The sequence below is a fragment of the Sphingomonas kaistensis genome (assembly GCF_011927725.1).
In the GTDB taxonomy this organism is placed as follows: Bacteria; Pseudomonadota; Alphaproteobacteria; order Sphingomonadales; family Sphingomonadaceae; genus Sphingomicrobium; species Sphingomicrobium kaistense.
The window spans coordinates 2,009,399-2,033,595 of the sequence record NZ_JAATJC010000001.1; the positions used below are offsets into that span (position 1 = coordinate 2,009,399).

21 protein-coding genes and 1 tRNA gene are annotated in these 24,197 nt (G+C 66.8%); 21 read left to right on the top strand and 1 reads right to left on the bottom strand.

The features are described from left to right. Nucleotides 1-3 precede the first annotated feature (3 nt). From dxs to alaS, 21 genes are all read left to right on the top strand, one after another. Complete coding sequence (gene dxs / locus GGQ97_RS09845; protein ID WP_168069165.1) at nucleotides 4-1,932, top strand: 1-deoxy-D-xylulose-5-phosphate synthase; 1,929 nt, start codon at nucleotides 4-6, stop codon at nucleotides 1,930-1,932. Nucleotides 1,933-1,936: 4 nt separating this feature from the next. Continuing rightward, entirely contained in the window at nucleotides 1,937-2,695 is a 759-nt protein-coding gene (locus GGQ97_RS09850; RefSeq protein WP_168070950.1) for a TlyA family RNA methyltransferase, read from the top strand. Then, the gene (locus GGQ97_RS09855) at nucleotides 2,676-3,209 is read left to right on the top strand and encodes a TspO/MBR family protein (protein WP_342448507.1); all 534 of its coding nucleotides are present in this window, start codon (nucleotides 2,676-2,678) and stop codon (nucleotides 3,207-3,209) included. Before GGQ97_RS09850 ends, GGQ97_RS09855 begins: the two co-directional genes overlap by 20 nt. A gap of 3 nt (nucleotides 3,210-3,212) precedes the next feature. Beyond that, nucleotides 3,213-3,530 (top strand): accessory factor UbiK family protein, encoded by a 318-nt coding sequence (locus GGQ97_RS09860; RefSeq protein ID WP_168069167.1) that lies wholly within the window; start codon nucleotides 3,213-3,215, stop codon nucleotides 3,528-3,530. A 2-nt stretch (nucleotides 3,531-3,532) separates the two neighbouring features. Further along, nucleotides 3,533-4,048 (top strand): type III secretion system chaperone family protein, encoded by a 516-nt coding sequence (locus tag GGQ97_RS09865; protein WP_168069169.1) that lies wholly within the window; start codon nucleotides 3,533-3,535, stop codon nucleotides 4,046-4,048. Nucleotides 4,049-4,191: 143 nt separating this feature from the next. Continuing rightward, on the top strand, nucleotides 4,192-4,980 hold the full coding sequence (locus GGQ97_RS09870; protein ID WP_168069171.1) for a pyrroline-5-carboxylate reductase family protein: 789 nt from the start codon (nucleotides 4,192-4,194) through the stop codon (nucleotides 4,978-4,980). A 31-nt stretch (nucleotides 4,981-5,011) separates the two neighbouring features. Continuing rightward, nucleotides 5,012-5,884 (top strand): branched-chain amino acid aminotransferase, encoded by an 873-nt coding sequence (locus GGQ97_RS09875; RefSeq protein ID WP_168069173.1) that lies wholly within the window; start codon nucleotides 5,012-5,014, stop codon nucleotides 5,882-5,884. A gap of 56 nt (nucleotides 5,885-5,940) precedes the next feature. Further along, a complete protein-coding gene (locus GGQ97_RS09880) occupies nucleotides 5,941-7,533 on the top strand; it encodes an MFS transporter (RefSeq protein ID WP_168069175.1) in 1,593 nt (530 codons plus the stop codon). 66 nt (nucleotides 7,534-7,599) lie between these two features. Beyond that, a tRNA-Gln gene (locus tag GGQ97_RS09885) sits at nucleotides 7,600-7,674 on the top strand. A 207-nt stretch (nucleotides 7,675-7,881) separates the two neighbouring features. Continuing rightward, nucleotides 7,882-9,150 carry an ATP-dependent Clp protease ATP-binding subunit ClpX gene (clpX, locus tag GGQ97_RS09890; RefSeq protein WP_168069177.1) on the top strand — a complete coding sequence of 423 codons (1,269 nt, stop codon included), beginning with the start codon at nucleotides 7,882-7,884 and terminating at the stop codon, nucleotides 9,148-9,150. A gap of 185 nt (nucleotides 9,151-9,335) precedes the next feature. Next, nucleotides 9,336-10,793: a signal recognition particle protein gene (gene ffh / locus GGQ97_RS09895; protein WP_168069179.1), complete on the top strand. Its 1,458-nt coding sequence runs from the start codon at nucleotides 9,336-9,338 to the stop codon at nucleotides 10,791-10,793. Between the two features lie 27 nt (nucleotides 10,794-10,820). Next, nucleotides 10,821-11,351: a 30S ribosomal protein S16 gene (gene rpsP / locus GGQ97_RS09900; protein ID WP_168069181.1), complete on the top strand. Its 531-nt coding sequence runs from the start codon at nucleotides 10,821-10,823 to the stop codon at nucleotides 11,349-11,351. Between the two features lie 57 nt (nucleotides 11,352-11,408). After that, nucleotides 11,409-11,891, top strand: a complete 483-nt coding sequence (gene rimM / locus GGQ97_RS09905; protein WP_168069183.1) for a ribosome maturation factor RimM — start codon at nucleotides 11,409-11,411, stop codon at nucleotides 11,889-11,891. 75 nt (nucleotides 11,892-11,966) lie between these two features. After that, nucleotides 11,967-14,318, top strand: coding sequence for a chemotaxis protein CheA (locus tag GGQ97_RS09910; protein ID WP_168069185.1), 2,352 nt, complete (start codon nucleotides 11,967-11,969; stop codon nucleotides 14,316-14,318). Continuing rightward, nucleotides 14,319-14,762: a chemotaxis protein CheW gene (locus GGQ97_RS09915; RefSeq protein WP_168069187.1), complete on the top strand. Its 444-nt coding sequence runs from the start codon at nucleotides 14,319-14,321 to the stop codon at nucleotides 14,760-14,762. It abuts the gene before it with no gap. A 79-nt stretch (nucleotides 14,763-14,841) separates the two neighbouring features. Next, nucleotides 14,842-15,207, top strand: a complete 366-nt coding sequence (locus tag GGQ97_RS09920) for a response regulator (protein ID WP_168069189.1) — start codon at nucleotides 14,842-14,844, stop codon at nucleotides 15,205-15,207. 11 nt (nucleotides 15,208-15,218) lie between these two features. Next, on the top strand, nucleotides 15,219-16,316 hold the full coding sequence (locus GGQ97_RS09925; RefSeq protein WP_342448508.1) for a chemotaxis protein CheB: 1,098 nt from the start codon (nucleotides 15,219-15,221) through the stop codon (nucleotides 16,314-16,316). Next, nucleotides 16,276-17,139 (top strand): CheR family methyltransferase, encoded by an 864-nt coding sequence (locus GGQ97_RS09930; protein ID WP_342448509.1) that lies wholly within the window; start codon nucleotides 16,276-16,278, stop codon nucleotides 17,137-17,139. The genes GGQ97_RS09925 and GGQ97_RS09930 overlap by 41 nt, the downstream gene beginning before the upstream one ends. 104 nt (nucleotides 17,140-17,243) lie before the next feature. Continuing rightward, on the top strand, nucleotides 17,244-17,876 hold the full coding sequence (locus GGQ97_RS09935) for an N-acetylmuramoyl-L-alanine amidase (protein WP_209022997.1): 633 nt from the start codon (nucleotides 17,244-17,246) through the stop codon (nucleotides 17,874-17,876). Nucleotides 17,877-17,953: 77 nt separating this feature from the next. After that, on the top strand, nucleotides 17,954-19,633 hold the full coding sequence (gene ettA, locus GGQ97_RS09940) for an energy-dependent translational throttle protein EttA (protein ID WP_168069193.1): 1,680 nt from the start codon (nucleotides 17,954-17,956) through the stop codon (nucleotides 19,631-19,633). Between the two features lie 96 nt (nucleotides 19,634-19,729). Next, nucleotides 19,730-22,384 (top strand): alanine--tRNA ligase, encoded by a 2,655-nt coding sequence (gene alaS / locus GGQ97_RS09945; protein WP_168069195.1) that lies wholly within the window; start codon nucleotides 19,730-19,732, stop codon nucleotides 22,382-22,384. Here the strand turns inward: alaS and GGQ97_RS09950 are convergent. After that, nucleotides 22,381-24,114: a cation:proton antiporter domain-containing protein gene (locus tag GGQ97_RS09950; RefSeq protein ID WP_168069197.1), complete on the bottom strand. Its 1,734-nt coding sequence runs from the start codon at nucleotides 24,112-24,114 to the stop codon at nucleotides 22,381-22,383. The genes alaS and GGQ97_RS09950 overlap by 4 nt on opposite strands. Between the last annotated feature and the right edge of the window lie 83 nt (nucleotides 24,115-24,197).

A 24,197-nucleotide genomic window follows, 5' to 3' on the forward strand; every position in this document is an offset into this window, starting at 1 on the left:
CTTATGAATTCGCGCCCTGACACCCCGCTCCTCGACACGATCCACTATCCGGCCGACATCCGGGCCCTCGACAAGAGCCAGCTGCCGCAGCTGTGCGAGGAACTCCGCCAGGAGGTGATCTCGGCCGTTTCGGTTACCGGCGGCCACCTCGGCGCCGGCCTCGGCGTGGTCGAGCTGACCGTCGCCATCCATTATGTGTTCGATACCCCCAGCGACAAGCTGGTGTGGGACGTCGGGCACCAATGCTACCCTCACAAGGTCGTCACCGGCCGCCGCGATCGCATCCGCACCCTGCGCATGGGCGGGGGCCTCAGCGGTTTCACCAAGCGCACCGAGAGCGAATATGACCCGTTCGGGGCGGCTCACAGCTCGACCAGCATTTCGGCTGCGCTCGGCTTCGCGGTTGCGTCCAAGCTGGAGGGCGCCAACCGCCGCGCCATCGCGGTGATCGGCGACGGCGCCGCCACCGCCGGCATGGCGTTCGAGGCGATGAACAATGCCGAGGCGGGCGGAAGCCGGCTGATCGTCATCCTCAACGATAACGACATGTCGATCGCGCCGCCGGTCGGCAACTTGCGCAACGCGCTCGCCCGGCTGGTGTCGAGCAACAAGTATCTCAGCCCCCGCAAGCTCGCCGCGCGCCTGGCGGGCCACCTGCCCAAGCCGATGCGCAACGCTGCCGAGCGGTTCGAGGAATATGCCCGCGGGATGATGACCGGCGGCACCCTGTTCGAGGAACTGGGCTTCTATTACGTCGGCCCGGTCGACGGCCACGACATCATCGGTCTGGTCGAAATCCTCGAGAACGTCCGCGACAGCGACCACGGCCCGATGCTGATCCATGCCGTCACTCAGAAGGGCAAGGGCTACGCCCCGGCCGAAAGCAGCGCCGACAAATATCATGGCGTGGTGAAGTTCGACGTCATCACCGGCAAGCAGGAAAAGGGCCCCGGCGGCGGTCCGCCCGCCTACACCCGCGTGTTCGCCGACGCCCTGGTCGCCGAGGCCGACAAGGACGACAAGATCGTCGCCATCACCGCGGCCATGCCCGGCGGCACCGGCCTCGACGTGTTCGGCGCCGCGCATCCGACCAAGATGTTCGACGTCGGCATCGCCGAGCAGCATGCGGTGACCTTCGCCGCCGGCCTCGCCGCCGAAGGCTTCCGCCCGTTCTGCGCCATCTATTCGACCTTCCTCCAGCGCGCCTACGACCAGGTCGTCCACGACGTCGCCATCCAGAACCTGCCCGTCCGCTTCGCGATGGACCGCGCGGGACTGGTCGGGGCCGACGGGGCCACCCACGCCGGCTCGTTCGACCTCGCCTATCTCTGCACGCTGCCCAACTTCGTGGTGATGGCCGCGGCCGACGAGGTCGAGCTCACCCACATGGTCCACACCATGGCCAAGCACGACAGCGGCCCCATCGCGGTCCGCTATCCGCGCGGCAACGGCCGCGGCCTCCCCTTGCCAGCCGAGCCCCAGCTGCTCGAGATCGGCAAGGGCCGGGTGGTGCGCGAAGGCAAGACCGTCGCCATCCTCTCGCTCGGTACTCGCCTCGAAGAAGCCGAAAAGGCTGCCGAGCAGCTCGAGAGCATGGGGCTCAGCACCACCGTCGCCGACCTCCGCTTCGCCAAGCCGCTCGACGAAGCGCTGATCCGCAAACTCCTCACCACCCACGAAGTCGCGGTCACGATCGAGGAAGCGGCTGTCGGCGGCATGGGCGCTCACGTCCTTACGATGGCCAGCGACGAGGGCCTGATCGACGGGGGCCTCCGCCTCCGCACCATGCGCCTCCCCGACGCCTTCCAGGACCAGGACAATCCGACCAAGCAATATGACGAAGCCGGCCTCAACGCCCCGCATATCGTCGACACCGTCCTGAAGGCCCTGCGCCGCAACAGTGTCGGCGTGGAGAATGGGGCGCGGGCCTAAGCCATTGGCCAAGCAGCGCGTCGATCAGGCGCTCGTGGACCGCGGGCTGGTCGAGACGCGCAGCCGCGCGCAGGCCCTGATCATGGCCGGGCTCGTCTTCGCCGGGGAGCGCAAGGTCGCCAAGGCGGGCGAAACGATCGCCGCCGACGCCTCGCTCGACGTGCGCGGCAAGGACCATCCCTGGGTTTCCCGCGGCGGCCTGAAGCTGGTCGGCGGGCTCGACCATTTCGCCATCGACCCCGCGGGTGCCACCTGCCTCGATGTGGGCTCGTCGACCGGCGGCTTTACCGACGTGCTGCTCAGCCGCGGCGCCTCCAGGGTCTACGCCGTCGACGTCGGCACCAACCAGCTCGCCTGGAAGCTTCGCCAGGACCCGCGCGTGGTCGTGCTCGAACAGTTCAACGCCCGGCACCTGACCGCAGAACAGATCCCCGAGCCGATCGACCTCCTCGTCTGCGACGCCAGCTTCATCGCGCTCCACAAGGTGCTCGACAAGGCGATCGATTTCGTGCGCGCCGACGGACATGCCCTGCTGCTGGTCAAGCCGCAGTTCGAGGCGGGCCGAAGCGAAGTGGGGAAGGGCGGGGTCGTCCGCGATCCCCTCATCCACGCCCGCGTCTGCGACGAGGCGGCGCAATGGATCACCAGCCGGGGTTGGCGCGTAATCGGGGTAATCGAAAGCCCGATCACCGGGCCCGAAGGCAATGTCGAATTCCTCCTCGCAGCTCGGAAGGAGCCTGAACGTGACCGCCCAAGCGACTGAACGCAAAGCCTGGTGGAAGGTGGCGCTGGTGACCGTGCCCGTGATCGTGGTGCTCGGTAACCTGTCCGGCCTGCTGTCCAATTCGGGCTTCGGCAATCCGTGGTTCGACGCGGTCCGCAAGCCGGGCTTCATGCCTCCGGGCTGGGTGTTCGGCGCGGCGTGGACCACCCTCTACACCCTGATGGGCCTGTCGGTGGCGATGGTTATTTCCGCGCCCGATTCGTCCTGGCGCAGCCGCGGCCTCAGCTTTTTCTTCGCCCAGTTGATCCTCAACTACCTGTGGTCGCCGGTCTTTTTCGGCGCCGGTGCGATCGATTTCGGCTTCCTGATCATCATCGCCATGGCAGTCGCGCTGTGCCTCACCATCTCGCTGTTCTGGCGCGTGGAAAAGGTGGCGGCGTTGCTGCTTCTGCCCTATCTGGCGTGGCTGTGCCTGGCGACCGCGCTCAACTTCGAGATCGGCCGCCTCAATCCGGGCGCCGACCGGGCGCCATTGGGTATCACTGGGGGTTAAAAGATGCAGTCTCAGAACCGCTTCTTCGAGGATTTCGTCAAGATCATGAACGGTGCCGCGGGCACCGTGGCCGGCATGACCCGTGAAGCGCAGGACGGCATGCGCGAGCGGGCCAAGGAATGGGTTGCCGGCATGGACTTCGTGTCGCGCGACGAGTTCGAAGCGGTAAAGGCGATGGCCGCCACCGCACGCGAGGAGGTCGAGGCGCTCAAGGCCGAGGTCGCCGCGCTCAAGGGCGGTAAGTTCGGTCGCAAGTCGCCCGAAGGCGACACCAAGGCTCCCCCGGTCGGAACCACCGGCATCGAGACTCCGGAGGAGTGAGCTTGCCCGCCCGCGACGAGGACAATGCGACCGAGGAGCGCGACGACGGCGCTCCGATCGAGGTGCTCGAAGCCTATTTCGAAGCGCGCGGCTGGCCGTGCGAGCGCACCGGCGACGGCGAGATCGTCGCCTCCGCGCCCGGCAGCTGGGCCCAGTACGAATTGCGCGGCGTCTGGCGGCCCGAAGATCAGGTCCTCCAGTTCCTCGCCTTTCCCGACGTCAAGGTGTCCGCCGACAAGCGCGCCGCCATGTACGAGACATTGGGCCTGGTGAACGAGCAGCTCTGGCTCGGCCATTTCGAACTCTGGTCGTCGAGCGGCCTGATCGTCTTCCGCTACGCCGCGCTGGTCGACGGCGGCGACGATGGCCTCAGCTTCGAACAGGCCGAATCGCTCAGCGAAGCGGCGCTGGAGGAGTGCGAGCGCTTCTATCCGGTATTCCAGTTCGTCCTGTGGGGCGGCAAGAGCCCGACCGAGGCGATCCAGGCCGCGCTGATCGAAACCGCCGGCGAGGCCTGACCGATCGGGCTTGCAAAGTAGGATTTCGCCTGCTCGGCTTTCCTCGTCACCTGACGAAGCACCGACTCGCGAAAGGGGCGGAAAACCGGCGATTTTACCCGGTCGCCCTATGTGAACTTCGAGAACTTCGCTCAAGGGTGATCATGGCAACGACCCTCTTCATTGGCTGCGGCAACATGGGTTCGGCGATGGTCGCCGGATGGCTGATGGCGGGCGAGGACCCGGCCAGCTTCACTGCCGTCCGCCCCAGCGGCACGCCGGTCCCCGGGATCCGCACCGTCCGCTCGGTGGGCGAGGCCGACATGATCCCCGACCGCATCGTCCTCGGCTTCAAACCCCAGCAACTGCGCGACCTGGCCCCCGACGTCGCCCGCTGGGTCACCTCGCGCACCACGGTCATTTCGATGCTCGCCGGCGCCGACATGGCGACCCTGCAAGGCTATTTCCCCCGCGCCCGCGCCGTCGTCCGGGTCATGCCCAACCAGCCGGTCTCGGTCCGCCGCGGCGTCCTTCCGCTGCTGTGCTCCGATCCGGCGCTTCAGTCGGAACTTCAGCCCTGGTTCTCCATGCTCGGCTTCGCGCCCTGGTGCCTGTCCGAGGAAGAGTTCGGCGCGATCGGCTTCGTTGCCGGTTCCACCCCGGCCTATGTCGCCCGCTTCATCGCCGCCTTCGCCGCCGCTGGCGAGGGAAGGGGCCTCGACCCTGGCCTCGCGCTTACCGCGGCGCGTGAAGCGGTGCTCGGCTCGGCCTGGCTGGCGGCGAGCAGCGGGGAGCCGATGACTGAGCTCGCCCGCCGGGTGACCAGTCCCAACGGCACCACCGAGGCCGGCCTCAAGGTGCTCGACGCCGAACTGCATGGGCTGATCGATCGCACGCTGGCTGCAGCCACCGCCCGCTCGGCCGAACTTGCGGCGGAGACGCGCGGCTCCTAAGCGGCTCCCAGGCAAACCCAAGGGGACACACGTGAGCTTCGACGACCGCGACGGCTGGATCTGGTTCGACGGCAAGCTCGTCCCTTGGCGTGAGGCGAACGTCCACGTCCTGACCCATGCCCTCCACTATGCGTCGAGCGTGTTCGAGGGCCAGCGGGCCTATGGCGGCAAGATCTTCCGCCTGTCCGACCACAGCGCCCGGCTCCGTCGTTCCGCAGAATTGATCGGTTTCGAAGTCCCCTACAGCGTCGCCGAGATCGACGCGGCCTGCGAGGAAGTGCTGCGCGCCAACAACCTCGTCGATGCCTACATGCGCCCGGTCGCCTGGCGGGGGTCCGAGAGCATGGGCGTCAACCCGATCGGCACCCGGCCGCACCTCGCCATCGCCGCGTGGAACTGGGGCAAATATTACCCGCCCGAAAAGGCCGCCAAGGGCATCCGCCTCGACCTTGCCGAATGGCGTCGTCCCGCGCCCTATACCGCACCGACGCAAAGCAAGGCTGCGGGCCTCTACATGATCGCCAGCATGTCCAAGGCCAAGGCCGACGCCGGCGGCTTCGACGATGCGCTGATGATGGACTGGCGCGGCCAGGTGGCAGAGGCGACCGGCGCCAATGCTTTCTTCATCCGCGATGGCGTCATCCACACTCCGACGCCCGACTGCTTCCTCAATGGCATCACCCGCCAGACCTTAATCGATCTGGCGAAGCGCCGGGGGATCGAAGTGCAGGAGCGCGCGATCTGGCCGGAGGAGCTGGAGAGCTTCGAGGGCTTCTTCCTGACCGGCTCGGCCGCCGAAGTGACCTTTGTCCAGTCGGCGGGCCCGTGGCGGTTCGAGATCGGCTCGCTTCAGCAGCAGCTGGCAAAGGATTACGACGACCTGGTCAACGGCCGCCTCGACTAGGCGCTTGCCGTACCTCCTCGCCTCGCTAGAACCGCTGGCGAGGGGGAATTCTTGCCATGGCCACAGCCGCCGGTTCAGCGGATGAATATGTCGTAGACCCGAAGCGCGACCGGCTGGTCATCACCGCCAGCGCGCTCGGAACCGTGTTCGAATGGTATGACTTCTTCGTCTACGGCATCCTCGCCGCGCTGCTTGGTCGCCTGTTCTTCCCTGCCGACAATCCCACCGCCGCAACCCTTGCCAGCCTGGCCGCTTTCGGTGCCGGCTTCGGGGTAAGACCGCTCGGCGCGCTCTTGTTCGGCTGGTTCGGCGACCGCGTCGGCCGCAAATACACTTTCCTCATCACCATCAGCCTGATGGGCGGCGCGACGGCGGCCATCGGGTTCCTTCCGACGTACGAGAGCGCCGGCCTGCTCGCGCCGATCCTGCTGGTCAGCCTTCGTCTGCTCCAGGGTCTCGCGCTGGGCGGTGAATATGGCGGCGCAGCGATCTACGTCGCCGAGCACGCCCCGCCCACCAAGCGCGGTCAGTACACCAGCTGGATCCAGGTCAGCGTGGTCGGCGGCTTCCTCTTGAGCCTGGTCATGGTGCTCGCCTGTCGCGCCGCGCTGACGCCCGAGGAGTTCGATGCGTGGGGCTGGCGCATCCCGTTCCTCGCCAGCATCATCATGCTCGCCATCTCGCTCTACATCCGGATGAAGCTCAGCGAGAGCCCGGTGTTCAAGGCGATGAAGGAAGCCGGCACCACCAGCCGTAATCCCTTCAAGGACAGCCTGACCTATCCCGGCAATATCAAGCGGGTGCTGGTCGCCTTGTTCGGCGTCGCCGCGGGCCTGACGGTCATCTATTACACCAGCCAGTTCGGCACGCTCTACTTCCTGCAGGGCACGGCCCGCGTCGGCGAGACCGAGGCGCTGCTGTACATGGCCACCGGCGCCTCGCTCGCCGCGCCGCTCTACGTCGGCTTCGGAGCGTTGTCGGACAGGGTCGGGCGCAAGAAGATCCTGCTGATCGGCTACGGCCTGACGCTGGTGCTGCTGTTTCCGCTGTTCCACCTGATGGCCGACGGCGCCAACCCGGCGCTGGCCCGCGCGACGCAGGCCAATCCGGTGACTCTGGAAATGCCCGCCGACTGCGATTTCAACGTCTTCGCGCCCAAGCATCGCACGCCCTGCGCCCAGGCGCTCAACTACCTATCCAAGCGCGGGGTCAGTTACGCCAAGGCGGATTCCGGGACGGTCGCCCTGAGGGTCGGCAATCAGCGGGTCGAGGGTTTCGACCAGGCCACCTACACTGCCACGCTGGCGGCCGCCGGCTATCCGGACAAGGCCGACCCGGCCGAGAAGCAGCCATGGAAGATCATCCTGGCCGTGGCGGTCATGGTGGCGCTGTCGGCAATGACTTACGGCCAGGTCGCGGCGATCCTGGTGGAGATGTTCCCGGCACGCATCCGCTACACCTCGATGAGCGTGCCCTATCACATCGGATCAGGTTATTTCGGCGGTTTTCTGCCCTTGATCAGCCAGTATATCGTGGTCCGCACCGGCGATGCCTACGCCGGTCTTTGGTACACGATCGCGGTGGTCGTGATGGCCTTCATCGTCAGCGCCATCTGGCTTCCGGAGACCCACCGCAAGCAACTCGACTGAGCCGGGCGGCAGCGCGAGGCAGAGGCTTCCCGAGCCGATTTACTTCGCTATAAGCCGCCCGCGCATTGGGGCGTCGCCAAGTGGTAAGGCACCGGTTTTTGGTACCGGCATTCGCAGGTTCGAATCCTGCCGCCCCAGCCAGCAGCCCTGAAAACGGGTCAAGTTGCTGGCGGACAAGGGGTTCCGGGCGTCGGGCCCTTGCCGGACCGTGACCCGGAAGCCATATCTCATCCACATCCTCGCTCTGGCGACGCAACGCGTTAAGCCTTCGGAGAGTTTGTATCCGGCAGACAAGCGGGCTAGGTTGCCCGTCCGGGCGCTGCGGTGCCTGGCGACACAAGGACGATTATGACCAAGCTTTCCGGTGGCGACGGCAAGAGCACCCTCTACTGCAGCTTCTGCGGCAAGTCGCAGCATGAAGTGCGCAAGCTCATCGCCGGGCCGACCGTCTTCATCTGCGATGAATGCGTCGAGCTGTGCAACGACATCATCCGCGAGGAGAGCAAGTCGGCGCTGGTGAAGACGCGCGACGGCGTTCCGACGCCCGCCGAGATCTGCAAGGTGCTCGACGACTATGTCATCGGCCAGAATCGCGCCAAGCGCGTTCTGTCGGTGGCCGTCCACAACCATTACAAGCGGCTCAATCACGGCTCCAAGAGCGGCGCCGAAGTCGAGCTCGCCAAGTCCAACATCCTGCTGATCGGGCCGACCGGTTGCGGCAAGACCCTGCTCGCGCAGACGCTTGCCCGGATCCTCGACGTGCCGTTCACCATGGCCGACGCCACCACGCTGACCGAGGCCGGCTATGTCGGCGAGGACGTCGAAAACATCATCCTCAAGCTGCTCCAGGCCTCCGACTACAACGTCGAAAAGGCGCAGCGCGGGATCGTCTACATCGACGAGATCGACAAGATCAGCCGCAAGTCGGACAACCCCTCCATCACCCGCGACGTGTCGGGCGAGGGCGTCCAGCAGGCGCTTCTGAAGCTGATGGAAGGCACCACCGCCTCGGTGCCTCCGCAGGGCGGCCGCAAGCATCCGCAGCAGGAATTCCTGCAGGTCGACACCACGAACATCCTGTTCATCTGCGGCGGGGCGTTCGCTGGTCTCGAGAAGATCATCGGTGACCGCCTGCAGGGCAAGTCGATCGGCTTTGGCGCGCATGTCGCCGGCCCGGACGAGCGGAAGACGGGGCAGGTGCTCAAGAATTGCGAACCCGAGGATCTGCTGAAGTTCGGCCTGATCCCCGAGTTCATCGGCCGTCTGCCGGTGATCGCGACGCTTGAGGACCTCGACGAGGCGGCGCTGGTCAAGATCCTGATCGAGCCGAAGAACGCGCTGGTGAAGCAATATGCCAAGCTGTTCGACATGGAGGAGGTCGAACTGGCCTTCTCCGACGACGCGCTGAACGCGGTCGCGCGCAAGGCGATCGAACGGCGCACCGGCGCCCGTGGCCTGCGCTCGATCCTCGAGGCGATCCTCCTCGACACGATGTTCGATCTGCCCGGCATGGACGGCGTCGAAAAGGTCCATGTCGACAAGGACGTGGTGGCCGGAACCAAGGAACCGGTTCGCGTCTACGCCAATCGCGAACAAAAGGACGACGCGGCGGCGTGAGGGAAGCGGCAGTGCCCCGGTGACAACCGGGGCGCCGCGGTTGCACTTGCGCGCTCCTTCCGCTAAGCGCCTGCCCGTCCTCAAGTGACACACATCGATGAGCGCCTTTCGGGGCACGCTGGCCGGCGAGGTTTCGCCCGCCGGCGCATTTTCGCTTTGCGCCCGTCGGTACCGGAGTTGTTTTGATGTTCGAGACCCTGAGCGACCGCCTTGGCGGCGTGTTCGACAAGCTTCGCGGTCGCGGCGCCCTCAACGAGGACGACGTCCGCGCCGCCATGCGCGAAGTCCGTGTCGCCTTGCTCGAGGCGGACGTCGCGCTGCCGGTCGCGCGCGACTTCGTTGAGACCGTCACCAGCCGCGCGGTCGGCCAGGAAGTGCTGCGGTCGGTCACGCCGGGCCAGCAGGTCGTCAAGATCGTCAACGACGCGCTGGTCGAGATGCTCGGCGCCGACAGCAGCGAACTCGACCTCAATGTCTCGCCGCCGGCGATCGTGATGATGGTCGGCCTGCAAGGCTCGGGCAAGACGACCTCGACGGCTAAGCTGGCCAAGCGGCTGTCGACAAAGGATCGCAAGAAGGTCCTGATGGCGTCGCTCGACGTCGCTCGTCCGGCCGCCCAGGAGCAGCTGGCCGTGCTGGGCCGCCAGGCCGGCGTCGACACGCTCCCGATCGTGCCCGGCCAGGCGCCGGTCGACATCGCACGCCGGGCGCTCCAGTCGGCCAGGCTGCAGGGCTATGACGTCCTGCTGCTCGACACCGCCGGCCGCCTGCACGTCGACGATGCGCTGATGGGCGAGATGAAGGCGGTGGCCGAGGTCAGCCGTCCGGCCGAGACCCTGCTGGTGGTCGACAGCCTGACCGGCCAGGACGCGGTCAACGTCGCCAAGGGCTTCTCCGACCAGATCGATCTCACCGGCGTTATCCTGACCCGCATGGACGGCGACGCCCGCGGCGGCGCGGCGCTCTCGATGCGCGCGGTCACCGGCAAGCCGATCAAGTTTGCCGGCACCGGCGAAGGCCTCGACGCGATCGAGCCGTTCCATCCCAGCCGTGTCGCGGGCCGGATCCTCGGCATGGGCGACGTCGTCAGCCTGGTCGAGCGCGCGGCCGAGACGATCAAGGTCGAGGATGCCGAAAAGCTCGCGGCCAAGATGGCCAAGGGCAAGTTCGACCTCGACGACCTTCGCATGCAGCTCGACCAGATGAAGCGCATGGGCGGCCTCGGTGCGCTGGCCGGCATGATGCCCGGCATGAAGGGCATGAAGGGCGCGATGGAGAAGGCGCAGGACACCAAGGCGCTGGTCCACCTCGAAGCCATGCTGTCGTCGATGACGGCCAAGGAGCGGGAAAAGCCGGCATTGATCAATGCCAAGCGCAAGATCCGCATCGCCAAGGGCAGCGGTCGCACCGTTCAGGACGTCAACAAGCTCCTGAAGATGCACCAGGAAATGGAAGGCGCGATGAAGCGCCTTAAGAAGATGGGCGGCCTCGGCAAGCTTGCGGCGCTGTTCGGCAAGGGCGGCATGGAAGGCGCGATGGGCGGCTTGCTGCCCGGCGCCGGTGCACCCGGCCTCCCGGGCCTGCCCGGCGGCTCCAACCCGTTCGGACTGCCTCCCGGCGGTCACAAATTCGGCAAGAAATAACAAGTATCTAAGAGAAGGATTGAACAAATGGCAGTAGCAATTCGCCTGGCTCGTGGTGGCTCCAAGAAGCGCCCTTATTACCGCGTCGTCGTCACCGACAGCCGCAACTCGCGCGATGGCCGCTTCATCGAGAAGGTCGGCACCTACAATCCGCTGCTGGCGAAGGATTCGCCCGAGCGCGTGAAGCTCGACGCTGACCGCATCTCGCACTGGCTGAGCGTCGGCGCCCAGCCGACCGACCGCGTCGCCCGCTTCCTCGACGCCGCCGGCCTCAAGGAGCGCGCCGCGCGCAGCAACCCGAACAAGGGCAAGCCGGGCGAAAAGGCCACCGAGCGCGCCGAAGAGCGTGCCACCAAGGCCGCTGAAGCCGCCGAGGCCGCTGCCGCCGCCGCCGCTGCTCCTGCGCCGGCCGAAGAGCCTGCCGCTGAAGAGCCCGCTGCCGAAGAGGCTCCGGCCGCTGAAGCCACCACCGAAGAAGTCAGCGCTCCGACCCAGCCCGAGCCCGCCGAGGGCAGCGACGAGGCCGCTCCGGCCGAAGGCGCCGAAAAGGCCGAGTAAGCCTGCAGGGTCGGCTTCGCTCGGGTCTGTCCGGGCGAAGCCGAACCGCTTTCTGCGATGACCAGCCGCATCACCCTTGCCGCCATCGCCGGCGCCCACGGCGTCCGCGGCGACGTGCGCCTCAAGCTGTTCGCCGATGGCACCGAGGCGCTGACGGCACACGACATCGTGCTGGTAGACGGGGTGTCGCGCCGCCTGCTGCATGTCGGCGGCACCGCCAAGAGCCCGACCGCCCGGCTTGAGGGTGTCGCGGACCGCACGGCGGCCGAGCGGCTGCGCGGCACGCTGATCGAGGTCGAGCGTGACGCCTTGCCGCCACTGGATGACGGCGAATATTATCATTCCGACCTGCTCGGCCTTGCCTGCGTCGGCCCGGACGGTGCTGCCATCGGTACCGTATCCGCGGTCGAGAACTTCGGTGCCGGGGACCTGCTGGAGGTCGAACTGGACGGCGGCAGGAAGTCGCTGATCCCATTCAGGCCCGGCATCGCCGACCTGAAGGACGGCCGCATCACGCTTGACCCGGTCTTCCTGGCCTGACGGCGCGGGGCCACTAACGGCCCCTTAACCCTCGCGGGCTAACCCACACTCCCGTCACAGACGCGAAGTGGGGCCATGGACGACCTGATTGCCGATTTCGTCTCCGAATGCCGGGACATGCTGGAAAGTCTCGGTGGGGAAATCGTCGCCTGGGAGGCGGCGCCGCAGGATCGCTCGCGCCTCGACTGCATCTTTCGCTTTGTCCACACGGTGAAGGGCAATTGCGGCTTCTTCGACTTCCCGCGCCTCGAGGCGCTGAGCCATGCGGCCGAGGACGCGCTCGCCGATGTGCGCGCCGGACGCCGGCAGCCCGACCCGATGCTGGTCAGCGCCGTCCTCGCCGTGATCGACCGCATCGGCGAGATGGTGGAGATCATCGCCGCCGGTTCGCCCATTCCCGAAGGCCATGACGACGACCTGATCGAGGCGCTCAAGCCCGGCGCCGAGCAGCCACCCGCCGCAGCGCCGGTGGCAAGCGCCGCAAGCGCCGTCCCGCAGGCGCAGGCCGCACCGCGCACCATTCGCCTGTCGGTCGATCTCCTCGACCGCATGATGAGCGGGGTGTCGGACCTCGTGCTCGCCCGCAACGAGCTTGCCCGCCGCCTTCGCGACAGCAGCACCGACGTCACCGTCGACAGCGCCTTCGAGCGGATGAGCGGCATCATCGCCGAAATGCGCGATGCCATCACCCGCACGCGTATGCAGCGGATCGAGAGCCTGTTCGTGGGCCTGCCGCGCATGGTGCGCGACCTGTCGGCGGAGCTTGGCCGGCAAGTGTTGATCGACATCGACGGCGGAGACGTCGAGCTCGACCGCGAGATGATCGAGATGATCCGCGATCCCCTGACCCATATCGTCCGCAATGCGGTCGATCACGGGATCGAGGCGCCGGCCGAACGCCTCAAGGCGGGCAAGCGCGAGATCGGCCTCCTCAGCGTGTCCGCCCGCCAGTCGGGCAACCAGATCCTGATCGATATCGTCGACGACGGGCGGGGGATCGACGGGAAGCGACTGGTCGACAAGGCCATTTCGGCTGGCATCCTCGACCGCGGCGAGGCCGCCCGGCTCAGCCCCAAGGAGCAGTTGCACCTGATCTTCGAAGCAGGCCTGTCGACCGCTGCGGCCGTCACCAGCATTTCCGGCCGCGGCGTCGGGATGGACGTGGTGCGATCGAACGTGGAGCGGATCGGAGGGGTGGTCGAGGTCGATTCGACGCCGGGGCAGGGGACCCGCATGACCCTTCGCGTTCCCCTGACCCTGACGATCATCCCGGCCCTGACCGTCTCGATCGGCAATCAGCATTTCGCCATTCCGCGGGTCGCGATCGAGGAGATCGTGCGCGCCAGCGGGGACAGCGTGCAGCTGTCTGAAGTGGGCGGCGCCGGCATCGTCACCATCCGTGGCCGCCGCGTTCCCCAACTCGTGCTTGCCGACCTTCTCGGCCTCGACAGCCCGTTGCCGGGCCACGAGCGGACCCTGATCGTGCTCAAGCCCGCCGGTGGCGACGTTTATGCCTTGAGCGTGGACCGCGTGCACGACCATGAGGAACTGGTGGTGAAACCCGCCGCACCCGCCGTCATGGCGACCGGGCTCTACGCCGGCACCACGCTTGCCGACGACGGTTCGCCCATCCTGCTGTTCGATCCCGCAGGGCTGGCCCGAGTCGGCGGTGTCCGCTTCGAAGCGCAAGAGCGCAGCGTCCGCCTGCTCGACGATGCCGCTTCGGCGGTGGTGACCGAGGACGCGACCCCAGTGCTGCTGTTCCGCGACTGCGCCGGCTCCCGCCGTGCGATCCGTCTTGGCGTCGTCGACCGGATCGAGGAAGTGCGGGGCTGCAACGTGTCCCAGTCCGCCGGACGGGTGAGGGTACAGCTTGGCGACGACATCCTCCCGCTGGAGGGGCTGAACTGCTTGCCCGACGCGGATGCCAAGGTTCGGCTGTTCCGACTTAGCGATGGCGCTTCACAGATCGGCCTCGCTTTCCGCGAGGTGATCGACCTCGACGCGATCGCCGATCACATCATTGCTTCGGATGCCCCGGGAATGGTCGAGGGCGTGACCCTGGTCGCCGGCGAGCCGGCCGAGCTGGTCGATGCCCATTGGCTGTTCGCTGGAGCTGCCCGCCTCTCCAGCGGCGGGTCGGACAGGCTTCCGGTCTGCCGGCTCGACCTCAAGGATCCGTGGGTGCGCAACATGCTGCGCCCGATCGTCGAGGCTGCCGGCTACCGGGTCGTCGCTGCCGAGGGTGACGGGGAAGCGGATCTCGCCATCGCCTGGGCCGGGTCGGCGGCCGCGCAGTCGGCACGACGGACCCTGTTCCTAAGCCCCGACGCCGAGGGAGCCGCCAATGAGAACCACGTTTATCGCTACGATCGCGCGGGCCTGCTGCTGGCCCTGCGCGATGCGGCCGCCGGAAAGGCTCGCTAAATGAACGAACTTCTTCTTGTCGTCCGAATCGCCGGCCAGCGCGTCGCCTTTCCGGCGGCAAAGGTCGAAAGCGTGGTCGAGCTCGACACGCTGATCCCCGTCCCGCGCGCAGCAGAGCATATCGCCGGCCTGTCGGCGCTGCGCAGCCGGGTTCTCACGGTCGTCTGTTGCCGCCGTTCGCTCGGTCTGCCGATGCCCGACGTGCAGGACAGCATTCTCGAAGCCGCCGTGACCGAGGTGGACGGTCATCACTACGCATTGATCGTGGACGGCGTGGAAGACGTGCTGACCGCGACCAGCGACCCGGCCTCGGTCCGGGCAGCGATGGGCCAGGGGTGGGAGCGCGTCTCGCTGGGCATGGTCGAAACGGAGGAGGGCGCGCTGCTGGTGCTCGACGTCGAAAGCCTGGTGACCGGCCCCGATGCGGTGCGCCAGGCGGCGTGACAGCCCTTTCTTAACGCTTGGCGGCGTATCCCAAGCTCAACCAGTTCAAGTCAGGACCTAAACCACGGTGCCCAGCCCCATGAAGACCTGCCTCATCGTCGACGATTCCAAGGTCATCCGGAAGGTTGCCCGCCACATCCTCGAAACGCTCGAATTCAGCGTCGAGGAGGCCGGCGACGGACGCGAAGCGCTGGAGCGCTGCGAGGCGTCAATGCCCGATGTGGTGCTGCTCGACTGGAACATGCCAGTGATGAGCGGGATGGAATTCCTCAAGCTCCTTCGCCAGCGCGGCCACGAGGATCAGCCCAAGGTCGTCTTCTGCACCACCGAAAACGACATGGCCCACATCCGTGCGGCGCTTGAAGCCGGTGCGGACGAATATGTGATGAAGCCGTTCGACCGCGAAACGCTGCACATCAAGCTCCAGCTTGTCGGCGTCGCCTGAGGTCCTGACCCGTGGCTCCGGCGCTCGCCCATAGAACTGCGGCGTCGGCGTCCGACCGGCGCAATCTGCGGCTGATGATCGTCGATGATTCGATGGTCGCCCGCGCGGTTCTCAGCCGGATGGTCGAGCTTGGCGGCGGGATCGAGATTTCCGCCGTCGCGGGGACCGCCGAGGATGCGGTCGAAGCCCTTGCCCGCGTTTCCGTCGACGTCATCCTGCTCGACCTGGAAATGCCCGGCGCCGGGGGCCTGAGCAAACTTCCCGAAATCATCGCCGCCGCCCGCGGCGCGCGCGTGCTGGTCGTCTCCAGCCTTGCCGAGGACGGGGCCGCGGCGACCGTCACGGCGCTGGCCCAAGGCGCCGCTGACACCTTGCTGAAGCCGGGAACTGGGCGCATCCAGGGCCGCTTCGCCGATATCCTGATCGAGAAGATTCGGGCCCTTGGCCACGTCGAGGCGGAAGCCCCAGCGTCGGCCCGGACCGCGCGGGTCGCTCCGCTGCAGGCGATGGGGGTCGATCCCTTGTCGCTTCTCGCGATCGGCGCGTCGACGGGCGGAATCCACGCGCTTGGCCGCTTCTTCGGACAGCTTCCGCCGGTCCTGGGCGTGCCCATCCTCGTCACCCAGCATCTGCCGGTACCGTTCATGGACGTCTTCGCGCGTCAACTGAGCGCCGCCGCGCGCCGCCCGGCGCGCATCGCGGTGGAAGGCGCAACGCTTGTGCCCGACGAGATCGTCATCGCCCCGGGTGACGCGCATCTGACGATCGAAGGCACTTCACCAAGCTCGCTCCGGGTCCACCTGGTCCGCGGGCGGGCGGCAAGCGGATGTCTTCCGAGTGTCGACCCGATGCTGTCGTCGGTGGCTGGTTCAGGCCTGACCGGAGCGGTTGCCGTGATCCTGTCCGGCATGGGCCGCGACGGCGTCGAAGGATCGGCGGCCATGGTTCGCGCGGGCGGATCGGTGCTGGTCCAGGATGAAGCGACCAGCGCCGTCTGGGGCATGCCGCGGGCGGTTGCCGATGCTGGCCTCGCCTCGGCCATCCTGCCCCCCGAAAAGCTCGCTCGCCGTGTTGCGTCCCGGATTGGTCATTTTCATGCAGATAAGTGACTCCAGCTCGCGCATTCTTGCCGGCTTGCTGGAGGCGAGGACAGGGCAGCAGCTAACGATGAGCCGGCGCTGGCGGCTGGAGACGGCCTTGTCCCAGCTCCTCCGCGAACGAGGCATCACCAGCATCGACGAGCTCATCACCATCCTCGTCATGGGCCGTGAACCCAGTCTCTCGACCCGGGTGGTGGAGGCCCTGTTGAACAACGAAACCTACTTCTTTCGTGATCGGACGCCGTTCGACCTGGTTCGCACGACCGCCTTGTCCGAACTGATCCGGCGCCGCGAATCCACGCGGACGATCCGCATCTGGTCAGCCGGCTGCTCGGCGGGGCAGGAGGTCTACAGCCTCGCCATGCTGTTCGCCGAAGATCCGGCGCGGTGGGCCGGGTGGACGATCGACATTCTCGGCACCGATGTCAGCGAAAGCATGGTCGGTCGCGCCCGGGAAGGCACCTACACCCAGTTCGAGGTCCAGCGCGGGCTTGGCATTCAGCAGATGATCCGCTGGTTCGAGGAAGGGGCCGGAGGGTGGCGCGCGGCAGAGGTGTTGCGCAAGTCGCTCCGCTTCCAGGTGCACAACATCCTCGAGCCGGCACCGCATCCAGGCAAATTCGACCTGATCCTGTGTCGTAACGTCCTGCTCTATCTCAATGACAATACGCGCAAGAATGCCTTTCAACGTTTGTCGTCGGCGCTCGCGCCCGACGGCTGGTTGATGCTTGGTGCAGGGGAGACGGTAATCGGGCAGGCCCCCACGCTTGAGGCCGATCGCGACATGCGCGGCCTTTACCGTCACCGTGACCAGGTGACGAAAGCCGCCTGAACACAAGACGCTTGACCTTCGGCGCCGCGGCCTGTCCCTTGGGGCCCGTGGACGCCATCTCTCGCCCATCGCCGAACCATGACGAGCGCGCCGCGCCCGTGTCGATGATCGTGCTCCATTACACCGGCATGCCGACCTGCGAAGGGGCCCTCGACCGGCTCTGCTCACCGGAAGCCAAGGTTTCCGCCCATTATTGCCTCGACGAGGACGGGACGCTCTACAGCCTGGTCCCTGAAGAGCGCCGCGCGTGGCACGCCGGCAAAAGCTACTGGCGCGGCACCCGCGACATCAACAGCGCCAGCATCGGGATCGAGATCGTCAATCCGGGCCACGAGTTCGGCTATCGTCCCTTCCCCGACGAGCAGATCGCGACGCTGATCCCGCTGGTCGCCCGGATCAAGGATCGCCACGGCATCGGCCGCGGCAACGTCGTCGGCCATTCCGATATCGCCCCGACCCGCAAGGAGGATCCGGGCGAGCTGTTCCCGTGGGAAGCGCTCGCCAAGCGTCGCCTGGCGCTGCCCAGCCCGACCCGCAACCTCATCGATCCGCACTGGTCCGACGCCGCATTCCTCCTCGCGCTGGAGCGGTTCGGCTATGACGTCAGCGACAGCTGGAAGGCGGTGATCGCGTTCCAGCGCCGCTTCCGGCCTGACTGCATCGACGGTGTGATCGATGGGGAGTGCCGGGCCAAGCTCCTCGCGCTGCTGCTCCCGCGGCCGCAGGGTGAGCCCTGACGCTAGGCAAAGCCGCGCGAAGGGACTATCTGGCTCGCAACCCCGAACCAGCTTGAAGAATAAGGACACGCGACCCCATGGCCGCTCAATACGCCTTCGTGATGAAGAGTCTCACGAAGACCTTCCCCGGCGCGAACAAGCCGACCCTCAGCAACATCAACCTGCAATTCTACCAGGGCGCCAAGATCGGCATCGTCGGACCGAATGGCGCTGGTAAGTCGACCCTGATCAAGATCATGGCGGGCCTCGACACCGACTTCACCGGCGAGGCCTGGCCGGGCGAGAACATCACCATCGGTTACCTTGAGCAGGAGCCCGAACTCGACACCTCCAAGACGGTGCTCGAGAACGTCAAGGACGGCGCGCGCGAGGTCGCCGACATGGTCGATCGCTTCAACGCCATTTCGGCCGAGATGGGCGATCCCAAGGACGATACCGACTTCGACGCGTTGATGGAGGAGATGGGCGAGCTTCAGGGCAAGATCGACGCGGTCGACGGCTGGACGCTCGACAACCAGCTCGAGATCGCGATGGAAGCGCTGCGCTGCCCGCCATCGGACAGCCCGGTCACCGACCTGTCGGGCGGTGAAAAGCGCCGCGTCGCGCTGACCCGCCTGCTGATCCAGAAGCCGTCGATCCTGCTGCTCGACGAACCGACCAACCACCTCGATGCCGAAAGCGTCAAGTGGCTGGAAAACCACCTCAAGGAATATGCCGGCGCGGTGCTGATGATCACCCACGACCGCTACTTCCTCGACAATGTGGTGGAATGGATCCTCGAGCTCGATCGCGGATCCTATTATCCGTACGAAGGAAACTACTCCACCTACCTGGAAAAGAAGGCGAAACGCCTCGAGCAGGAAAGCCGCGAGGAGAGCGGCAAGCAGAAGGCGCTGCAGCGCGAGCTGGAGTGGATCCGGCAGACCCCCGCGGCACGCCAGAGCAAGTCCAAGGCCCGTATCCGCAAGTTCGAGCAGCTTCAGGACGCGCAGGATGATCGCCGCATCGGCAAGGCCCAGATCGTCATCCAGGTCCCCGAGCGCCTTGGTGGCAAGGTGATCGAGGTCGATAACCTGACCAAGGCCTATGGCGACAAGCTGTTGTTCGAGAATCTCAGCTTCACTCTTCCGCCGGGCGGGATCGTCGGGGTCATCGGACCCAACGGCGCGGGCAAATCGACGCTGTTCAAGATGCTCACCGGCAAGGAGCAGCCCGACGCCGGCAAGGTCGAGGTGGGCGAAACGGTGCGGCTCGGCTTCGTCGACCAGAGCCGCGATCATCTCGATCCCAAGAAGAACGTCTGGGAAGAGATTTCCGACGGCCTCGATTACATGAAGGTCAACGGGCAGGACACATCCACCCGCGCCTATGTCGGAGCCTTCAACTTCAAGGGCCCCGACCAGCAGAAGAACGTCGGCAAGCTGTCGGGCGGTGAGCGCAACCGCGTCCACATGGCCAAGATGCTCAAGCAGGGCGGCAACGTCCTGCTACTCGACGAACCGACCAACGATCTCGACGTCGAAACCCTTGGCGCGCTCGAGGAAGCGATCGAGAACTTCGCTGGCTGCGCGGTGGTCATCAGCCACGATCGCTTCTTCCTCGATCGTCTGGCGACGCACATCCTGGCGTTCGAGGGCGACAGCCACGTCGAATGGTTCGAAGGCAATTTCGAAGCCTATGAGGAAGACAAGAAGCGCCGCCTCGGCCCGGAAGCGGACCGTCCGACCCGGACCAGCTACAAGAAGCTGGCCCGCTGAAGCCTGCCGACCGCCCCGCGCCGATCCTTGACGGCGCGGGGCGGTGTCTTTTCTCACTCTTTCGCAGCGCAGCATCGCCGTGATACAGCCGCGCGCATGACTTCGACCAACGACATTCGCCGCTCGTTCCTCGACTATTTCGAGAGCGCCGGGCACAGCCGCCAGCCCTCGGCGCCGCTGGTGCCGCAGAACGACCCCACCCTGATGTTCGTCAACGCCGGCATGGTGCCGTTCAAGAACGTCTTCACCGGGCTGGAGACGCGGCCCTATTCGACTGCGGTGTCCTCGCAGAAGTGCGTTCGCGCCGGTGGCAAGCACAACGACCTCGACAACGTCGGCTACACCGCGCGCCACCACACCTTCTTCGAGATGCTCGGCAATTTCTCGTTCGGCGATTACTTCAAGGACCAGGCGATCACGCTTGCCTGGGAATTGCTGACGGGGGAGTGGGGTCTCGCCAAGGACCGGCTGACGGTCACCGTCTATCATACCGACGACGAGGCCGCGTCGCTGTGGAAACGGATCGCCGGGCTGCCGGAAGAGCGGATCATCCGCATCGCCACCAAGGACAATTTCTGGGCGATGGGCCCCGACGGTCCCTCGGGCCCCTGCAGCGAGATCTTCTTCGATCATGGCGACCATATCCCCGGTGGTCCTCCGGGCAGCCCCGACGAGGATGGCGACCGGTTCGTCGAAATCTGGAACCTCGTCTTCATGCAGCACTTGCAGGAAAATGACGTCATCGTCTCCGACCTGCCCAAGCCGTCGATCGACACCGGAATGGGGCTGGAGCGCGTCGCTGCCGTGCTGCAGGGCGTGCACGACAATTACGACACCGACACCTTCAAGGCGCTGATCCACGCCTCCGAGGAATTGACCCGCACGCGCGCGGAGGGCGAGCAGAAGGCGTCGCACCGGGTGATCGCGGATCACCTGCGCTCCTGTTCGTTCCTGATCGCCGACGGCGTGCTTCCGGCCAACGAGGGGCGCGGCTACGTCCTGCGCCGGATCATGCGCCGCGCGATGCGCCACGCGCACCTCCTTGGCGCGGCCGAGCCGCTGATGCACCGCCTCGTGCCCGCGCTTGCAGCCGAGATGGGCGCCGCTTACCCCGACCTGATCCGCGCCCAGCCGCTGATCGAGGCCACGCTCCGCCAAGAGGAAACCCGCTTCCGGCAGACCCTGTCGAACGGTCTTCGCCTGCTTGACGAAGCGACCGCCACGATGGGCGAAGGCGGGACGCTGCCGGGTGAGACGGCGTTCAAGCTCTATGACACGTTCGGCTTTCCCTACGACCTGACCGAAGACGCGCTGCGCGCGCAGGGCCTGGGGGTGGACCGCGCCGGCTTCGACGCCGCCATGGCCGAGCAGAAGGCTCGCGCCCGTGCCGCCTGGAAGGGTTCGGGGCAGGCCGCGTCGGAAGAAGTCTGGTTCGACCTCGTCGAGGAACATGGAGCGACCGAATTCACCGGTTACGCCGGACATGACGGGGAGGGCGTCGTGCTCGCCATCGTCCGTGACGGTGCCCGGGTCGAGCAGGCAGGCGAGGGCGAGGAAGTGCAACTGCTCCTCAACCAGACCCCCTTCTATGCCGAAAGCGGCGGACAGGTAGGGGATGCCGGAAAGCTCAGCAGCCTCAACGGCTTCGAAGCCGACGTTCAGGACACCTCGAAGCAGCTCGGCAAGCTCCACCTGCTGCGCGCCAGGATTGCCAAGGGCAGTCTCAAGGTCGGCGACACGCTGACCCAGAAGGTCGATGAGGAGCGGCGCCGTGCGATCCGCGCCAACCATAGCGCGACCCACCTGCTCCACGCCGCCCTGCGCCACCGGCTCGGCGCGCACGTCACGCAGAAAGGCTCCCTGGTGGCGCCTGACCGCCTGCGCTTCGACTTTGCGCACAACAGCGCGCTCAGCCCCGACGACCTTGCCGCCATCGAGGCCGAGGTGAACGCCCACATCCGCCACAACCAGCCGGTGTCGACCCGCCTGATGAGCCCGGACGAAGCCATCGCCGAAGGCGCCATGGCGCTGTTCGGTGAGAAATATGGCGACGAGGTTCGCGTCCTCTCGATGGGGAAGGCCGATGACGGCACCTACAGCGTCGAGCTGTGCGGCGGTACGCACGTCACTGCGCTGGGCGATATCGCCCTGTTCAAGATCGTGTCCGAAAGCGCTGTCTCCAGCGGCGTGCGGCGGATCGAGGCCTTGACCGGTGAAGGCGCGCGGCAGTGGCTGATCGAGCGCGACAATCGCCTGCGCGCCATCGCTGCCAGCCTCAAGGCTTCGCCCGAGGAAGCGCCGCAGCGCGTGGCCGCCATGGCCGAACAGGTCCGCCGGCTGGAGCGGGAGCTGGCCGATGCCAAGCGCCAGATCGCGCTCGGCGGTGGTTCAGGCGGTAATGCGAGCGGTCCGGAAGACGTCGCCGGCATCCAGTTCCTCGGCCGGGTGGTCGAGGGGCTCGATCCCAAGAATTTGCGCGGCGAAATCGACGCGATGAAGAAGCAACTTGGTAGCGGAGCGGCGGCATTGATCGCGGTCAACGATGGCCGCGCGTCGGTCGCTGCCGGGATCACCTCGGACCTGATGGGCCAGGTCAACGCCGTCGATCTCGTCAAGGCGGCGGTCGCGGCGCTTGGCGGGCAGGGCGGGGGAGGCCGCCCCGACATGGCGCAGGGCGGTGGTCCGGACGGCAGCAAAGCGGACCAGGCCCTGACCGCCATCCGCGAGGCGCTGGCGAAGGTGTCGGCCTAGCGCCTGCGCCCCAGCGCCGGCTCCTCGGTCAGCTCACCGGCTTCGCGGATCTGCGCGCGAAGCTGGCTGCGCTTTTCGTGGATCGAGGCGATCACCGGGCCCATTGCGACGCCAATGTCGACCAGCACCGCCTCGCTCATCTGCAGCGAGCCTTCCATCGTCTCGGGAACCGCATCGGTGGCTCCCGCGCGATAGAGTTGCGCTGCATGCGCGCCGTCGCGGGCGCGGGCGACGATCGACAGGTCGGGGCAGCTTGCCCTGATGTCGCGTGACAGCCGCACGGTCAGCACCGGGTCGTCCATCGTCAACACCAGTGCGGCCGCCTCGGACAGGTGGAACCGGTCCATCACATCGCCGCGGGCGACATCGCCGAAGATGACCTTGTAGCCTTGCTCGCGCGCTGCAGCGACACAGTCGATGTCGCCGTCGACCGCAAAATAGGGTCGGTTATGCTCGATCATCATGTCGGCGACGATACGCCCGACCCGGCCGAACCCGAAGATCAGGGTCACGCCGCTGGTGTCCGACGCGCCGCTGGCGAGAGCTTGCGGATCGATCCGCCGCGCCATCCTCCTACCCGCTGCGGCAAGCAGGGGCGTTAGCGTCAGCCCGATCGCGGTCACTAGCGTCCAGAAGGCCGCGGTTCCGGGGCCCAGCACCCCGGCCGCAAGCGCGCTGGCAAGCACGATCAGGGTCAGCTCGGACGGGCTCGCCATCAGCAGGCCCGTCTCCACCGCCGTGCCGGTCCGGCTGCGCCGCCACCGCAGCAGGGCGACGATCACCAGCGCCTTGACCACCAGCACCGCAACCGTCGCCGCAAGCAGCTGCGGCCAGCCCGCGATCAGTTCGGCAAGGTCGAGCCGCATCCCGACCGTGATCAGGAAGATGCCGAGTGCAAGCCCACGCAACGGAGCGGTAATGACCTCGACTTCGGCGTGATAGTCGGTTTCGGCGATCAGCAATCCGGCAATCAGCGCGCCCGCGACCGCCCCAAGGCCGACCGAGCCGGTGGCAAGGCTGGCCAGCATGACGGTGAGAAGGCTGATCGCGAGGAACAACTCCGGGCTCTTGGTCCGGGCAGCCTGCGCGAACAGCCGCGACAGGAGGAAGCGGCCGACCAGCAGCAGCACCGCGATCACGGCGACGCCGCCGACCAGGACGCCGATCAGCGCGTCGGGGCTGCTCTTGGCATCGAGCAGGAGCAGCAGTGGGACCAGGCTGAGATCCTGGAGCAGCAGGATGGCAAGCGCGGTTTGCCCGGTGGTGGTCGCGGTGCCGGCAAGCGGCATCACCAGGGCGGTCGAGCTCATCGCCAGGGCGAGGCCCAGCACGGCCGCGGGCAGGGGCTCGAGGGCGCCGACCATCATCAGCGCAGCGCTGAACAGCAGGCCTGTCAGAAGCATCTGCAGCCCGCCGAGCCCGAACACCCGGCCCCGCATCGCCCACAGGCGGCGGAAGCTCAGTTCGAGGCCAATGCCGAACAGCAGCATCAGGATGCCGATTTCGGCGAAGGGTTCGATGCTTTCGCGGTCGGCGATGGTGATCGCGGCAAGCCAGCGGTGTTCGTCCGCAAGCGACCCGAGCCCGGCCGGACCGACCGCGGCGCCGACCAGGATGAACCCGATCACGGGCGAAATCCGGAACCGCGCGAAGGCCGGGATAACCACTCCGGCTGCGCCCAGGATCACCAGCGCGTCGTGTAACCCTTGTCCGCCCAGTTCCCCCGCCATGCCGCCCTTGTGCCGTAGCCTCGAACGGGAGCCAAGCCGGGAGGCGCTTCGTTGCCAAGAAAACAGGAACGAGGAGGTGCACA